Raw genomic sequence first — 6,000 nt, forward strand, 5'->3', positions numbered from 1 at the left:
CCTTACATAATCAAGTTTCTATTTCAATGAATCTTATAGAAACTCAAAACAATAGCCCATTATTCAACTTTATTATTATAGCATTAACTCAAAAATTACTCACCATCTTGTGAATTAGATTCACTCGAAATTTCTGCAGTCGGTGACTCTAATGCTGTTTCTACAGGGTTTTCATTTGTTCCTTGGGCCTCTTTTATGCTAAGTCTGACTCTGCCTTGTCTATCAATTTCCAATACTTTGACAGGTACTTCTTGACCCACTTCTAGGTAATCCGCAATTCTCTCAATACGTTTATCAACGATTTGTGAGATATGGACTAGCCCTTCTTTACCACCAGCAAAGCTAACAAAGGCGCCAAAATCGACTAAACGTACTACTTTACCAGTATAAATACGACCTACTTCAACTTCTGCAGTAATTTCTTCAATACGTCTTATAGCATGTTGTGCTTTTTCATTATCAGATGATGCAATTTTCACAAGACCATTATCATCAATTTCGATAGTTGTTCCTGTTTCCTCTGTTAATGCACGAATTACAGCACCGCCTTTACCAATAATATCTTTAATCTTATCTGGGCTGACTTTAATAGTATGAATTCTTGGTGCAAACTCTGAAATTTGGACGCTTGGAGTATTAATCGTGCTTTCCATTACATCTAAAATATGTAATCTTGCACCTTTAGCTTGATTCAAAGCAATGTGCATAATTTCTTTTGTGATACCTTCAATTTTAATATCCATTTGCAAAGCTGTAATTCCATCTTTACTGCCCGCAACTTTAAAATCCATATCACCAAGATGATCCTCATCACCTAAAATATCAGATAGAACAACAAATTGGTCACCTTCTTTCACCAGACCCATTGCTATACCAGCAACTGCTGAACGAATTGGCACACCTGCATCCATTAATGCTAATGACGCACCACAAACTGAAGCCATAGATGACGAACCATTTGATTCCGTAATTTCAGATACAACCCGGACAGTATAAGGAAAATCAGCTGCAGATGGCATAACTGCCGCAACACCACGTTTTGCTAATCTACCATGGCCAATTTCACGACGCTTTGGAGAACCCACCATACCTGTTTCACCTACAGAATAAGGAGGGAAATTATAATGAAGCATAAAACGGTCTGTTTTTTCACCAATTAGTTCATCAATCACTTGTGCGTCTCTTTCAGTACCTAATGTAACTGTTACAAGTGCTTGAGTTTCACCACGAGTAAACAAGGCAGAACCATGAGTACGTGGTAATACGCCAGTACGCACATCAAGGCCACGTATCATATCTTTTTCACGTCCATCAATTCTAGGTGCACCATTAATCACTCTATTACGTACAATATGGCTTTCTAATGAACTTAATGCAGATAGGATCTCACCTTCATCTAAAGTTTCATCTTGCTCAATTAATGCTGCACAGACCGACTCTTTGATATTTTCAACTTCTGTATAACGTTGCTGTTTTTCAATGATTTGATACGCTTCAGTCAAACGAGCTTCCGCTAAAGCTTTAACACTTTGTGCAAGTGCATGATTAGCCTCAGGTGGAGTCCAATCCCATTTAGGTTTACCTGCTTTAGCTGCAAAAGCTTGTATTTCACGAATAACAACTTGTTGCTGATCATGCCCAAACACTACAGCACCTAACATTTCATCTTCACTTAATATATCGGCTTCTGACTCAACCATTAAAACCGCATTTTCTGTCCCTGCGACGACTAAATCAAGGCGGCTCACTTTAAGTTCACTTGTTGTTGGATTAAGTACATATTGATCATTAATATAGCCAACTCTCGCAGCACCGATTGGGCCATTGAAAGGGATACCAGAAATAGCTAATGCAGCAGAGGCACCTATCATTGCTACTATATCAGGATTAACTTCCTGATTGACTGACATGACAGTTGCAACAATTTGAACTTCATTAAGAAAACCTTCTGGAAAAAGAGGGCGTAATGGTCTGTCAATTAATCTAGAAATTAATGTTTCACCTTCACTTGGTCTACCTTCTCTTCTGAAAAAACTTCCTGGTATTTTTCCTGCAGCATAAGTTCTTTCTTGATAATTTACCGTTAATGGAAAAAAGTCTTGTCCTGGCTTAGTTTTCTTTTGACCTACAACAGTTACAAATACAGCAGTGTCATCTACACTAACCATAACTGCACCAGTAGCTTGTCTTGCCATCATGTTTGTTTCTAACGTAACTGTATGTTGACCATATTTAAATTCATGTACAATAGGTGTTAACACTATATTATTCCTCTATAATTTTTCGCCACACGGCATCTTCATATTTTCTCAAATCAACAATTTTTTATTTTGCAAAAATTTATCTAATGAGCCTATTTTATTTCTATTTCACATTGACTACTTTTAGTATCAATCAGCTCGCAAGCTAACCATTGTAATCTATTTGATTTTTATATATCTATTATTTATCTAATTTTACATTGAAAATTAATAACACATTACGAACCATAATATTCTGAGTCTACTTTACAAAACAGTTAATTTACTCATCACTAAACCTATACATAGTACATTTAAGCCTAATGATTAGTATCAATTATTACAATCTAGCTGGGATCACATTGATATCTTGATAAGTATCGTTAAGCTTCATCCTTCTTGCTTATGAAGAGACTACTTCAAATGCTCTTATAATAAGAAATAATATTGCCTTATCATAAAAACACTTTTTAATATCACTATTTAGTTAAAAACACTGTTTACTTTAAAAAATTAAGCTATAAATAAAGGGGCTTTCGCCCCTTTATCAAGATCATACCTAATTAACGACGTAAACCTAAACGTGCGATTAGCGCAGTATAACGTGGCACACTTTTACCTTTAAGGTAATCTAGTAAGCTACGACGTTGAGCAACCATACGTAATAAACCACGGCGACCATGATGATCTTTTTTATGATCAGAAAAATGCGATTGTAAATCATTTATTCTTGCAGTTAATAATGCGATTTGAACTTCAGTTGACCCTGTATCATTCGCATCACGACCATATTCAGCAACAATTTGTGCTTTCACTTCTGCAGTTAGAGACATGTTCTCTCCTAAAATATTATATTATTGAAAAAATTAAGGCGCCGATCTCTAATTCAGCGCCAATATGCATTTATGCAAGACTATTGTACGCTTTGATCTAAACAATCGCAAGTAGCTAAAAAAATTTGAGAAGATTTTGAGGATTTTATCTTAACTATTAAGCCTAAGACTTATGAATTGATACATTGCAGGTGAAGCATTTACAGACAATTATTGCTTTAACATTATTTTTCACAATAAAAATACTGTGCACTCAAAAAATTATACTTTAACGGATATTATATTGTTTAAGCTTATTAGCAATAGCAGTATGTGAAATACCAAGCCTACTGCCTAATTTTCTCGAACTAGGGTGTTTGATGTATAATTGCTGTAGAACTTGTTTTTCAAACTTCCCCATTATGTCATCAAGTGTACCTGATAGTTGTTCCTCAGATAAATCAGACTCTTCAAAATAACTATTTGATAATTCTATATCATGTGTTCTAAACGTATCAAAAACTAAATCATCTGCACTTAAATGCTCGGAATCTAACTGAACTAAGGATTGATACAATGTATTTTTTAATTGCCTGATATTTCCAGGCCAGTCAAGTGACATTAGTAACTGAGCGACATCAGCTGTACATCTAGGAGAAGTAATATTTAATTGCGCAGATAAATCAGATAATAAAAAATGCGCTAGTGGCATGATATCTAAACGTCTCTCTCTAAGCGGTGGAATAGAAAGCGTTATCACATTAAGTCTATAATACAAGTCTTCCCTAAATTTTCCTTGTTTTACTAGAGAAAATAAATTTTTTTGGGTTGCGCAAATAATTCTAACATCGACAAAAACTTCTTTATCCTCTCCTACACGTCTAAATGTACCATCATTGATAAAACGCAAGAGTTTACTTTGCATTTGGGAAGACATTTCTTCAATTTGGTCCAGTAATACCGTGCCATGGTTAGCCTGTTCAAAAAAGCCTTTTTTTTCTGTCGAAGGGCTCTGGCCATTACCTACTAAAAATCCAAAGAGTTCACTTTCAACCGATTCATCTGGAATACCTGCACAGTTAAGTGCAAGAAAAGGATACATCACTCTAGAGCTTTCTTGATGACAAGCTTTAGCAAGCATTTCTTTACCCGTTCCAGTTTCCCCTTCAATTAGAAGTGGCACATCCAGTTTAGCTGCTCTACGAGCATGCTTAATTAATTGTTTCATAGAATGGCTATTTGCTATCCATTCACTTAATGGTATGAGTTCACTTCTCATGTTAAGAATTTTCTTCTACCCATTTTCTAATAGATAAACGGTGGTCCTCTATTTTCTGTGGCGTCAGTAAGCGTCTATTTTCGTCATATACATTTGCGCCGACATCATCAGCTATACGCTGGACAGTCTGTAGCATAAGTTTAAAATTTTGTAATGGTTGACCTGCTGTTGGCAATACCATAAAACATGTAATACCTGGTGTGGTAAAATCAATCATATTATTTGGTTCAAATATTCCTGGTTTAACCATATTCGCTACACTAAATAACACAGGGGTATCTGCAGATGACAAATGTCTATGGAAAATCGACATTTTACCAAAATGCAATCCTGAATTTAAAAAGCTGTTTAACAATAAATCTCCCCTTAGCGGTTGATCATTTATGCCAATAATATGAAAAACTATAACTAATTGAGGAATATCTGGAACAGGAGAAACTGGTGTTTCTATCTCTTCTTCTGTTTCAGGCTTATTATCAGCTAATGTTGATGATTTTAATTCACTCTCAACACCACCCTTGCCAGTATTAACATCATTCTGTTCAATGCTAATACTATCACTCTTAAGTGAAGATATAACAGTATGTTCGCTATGGCTTAAATCTTCAGTAACTTGCTCGTTATCCTTATCAGTATTATCATTTAATATCTGTTGCTTACTTAGATCATTTTCATCGAATGAAAATTCAGGCTGTTTATCATGAAATTTTTTATTGCGACTATTCTTATTTTTAGTTATGACAGGGCTTACGCTTTCTTCTAACTCATGATTATCTACATGAAAGTTATCAGTAATTGTATCAATTTCATCATCAAGCTCATCTCTGCGCAAATGTCTTTCTCTATTTTTAGTTTTAGAGTCACTACCAAATAGACTAGACCGCTCCTTTCTTGAGCTCCATATGCCATGAATCAATAGGGCGGCAATCGCTATCACACCAACAACTAGTAAAATTAAACGTAAATTATCCTTCACAGCATTCTCTTATTTATTTTATTGTTTATCGTTGTAATTTTGGCAAATGAATTTACCACTCGTATTATTTGATTCACTCTACTTTCTGTATTTTGCAAAAGCAAAGCATTAAATTAAAAGCAATACTTGTACTATGCATAACAACACTAGTATAACCCAATTTAACCACCAAACATTTTAAAATTAAAAAATCTGAAGAACAAATTATTACAATCGTGATTTTTTACTAAAATATTGGTTAGTATATTCGCTCATGATACCTTAATTTGATACAACAGGAGCAATTTTCTCAGCATATTATAACCTTAATTGTTTTTTGTAAAGAGATCTCATCACCTACTAAATATTTGCTAGATTGAGCTTTATCGCGTGTGAATATTGAACTATAACGCGATGCTCGACTTTTAAAATGCGAGATCTGCGATACTTAAAATGGGTCTACCTTGTTCTTTATTGAACAGGGTGGCCAGTTTGTGTGATAATATTTTCCTACTCAGCCTATTAGTAAAGCTCAGCATTGTTCTTGCGAATGTTCTTTCAATATTGAATTTTTCAGCAAGTTGTCCAATTGTACTTTCAATAATTCTTCTTTTATCATTCCAAAAATTCCTAATGTTTTTAGGGAGTTTATCTCTCATGTTTTTCCTAACGGGTGTTTCAATAGCAATCCCATGGTTTATGCATTGTTCCGCT

At 34.6% G+C, this 6,000-nt stretch carries 4 protein-coding genes and 1 pseudogene; all 5 read right to left on the bottom strand.

What is annotated here, in order from left to right:
* Window positions 1-95 precede the first annotated feature (95 nt).
* Complete coding sequence (pnp, locus tag BMW37_RS09805) at window positions 96-2,261, bottom strand: polyribonucleotide nucleotidyltransferase (RefSeq protein ID WP_093320371.1); 2,166 nt, start codon at window positions 2,259-2,261, stop codon at window positions 96-98.
* Window positions 2,262-2,803: 542 nt separating this feature from the next.
* Window positions 2,804-3,073: a 30S ribosomal protein S15 gene (rpsO, locus tag BMW37_RS09810; RefSeq protein WP_093320374.1), complete on the bottom strand. Its 270-nt coding sequence runs from the start codon at window positions 3,071-3,073 to the stop codon at window positions 2,804-2,806.
* Between the two features lie 268 nt (window positions 3,074-3,341).
* Window positions 3,342-4,331 (bottom strand): sigma 54-interacting transcriptional regulator, encoded by a 990-nt coding sequence (locus tag BMW37_RS09815; protein WP_093320376.1) that lies wholly within the window; start codon window positions 4,329-4,331, stop codon window positions 3,342-3,344.
* A 1-nt stretch (window position 4,332) separates the two neighbouring features.
* Window positions 4,333-5,307, bottom strand: coding sequence for a cell division protein ZipA (gene zipA / locus BMW37_RS09820; RefSeq protein ID WP_093320379.1), 975 nt, complete (start codon window positions 5,305-5,307; stop codon window positions 4,333-4,335).
* Window positions 5,308-5,711: 404 nt separating this feature from the next.
* Window positions 5,712-6,000 (bottom strand): annotated as a pseudogene (locus tag BMW37_RS09825) (IS982 family transposase); the annotation flags it as partial.

Origin of the sequence: Thorsellia anophelis DSM 18579, assembly GCF_900111395.1 — a bacterium.
In the GTDB taxonomy this organism is placed as follows: domain Bacteria; phylum Pseudomonadota; class Gammaproteobacteria; order Enterobacterales; family Thorselliaceae; genus Thorsellia; species Thorsellia anophelis.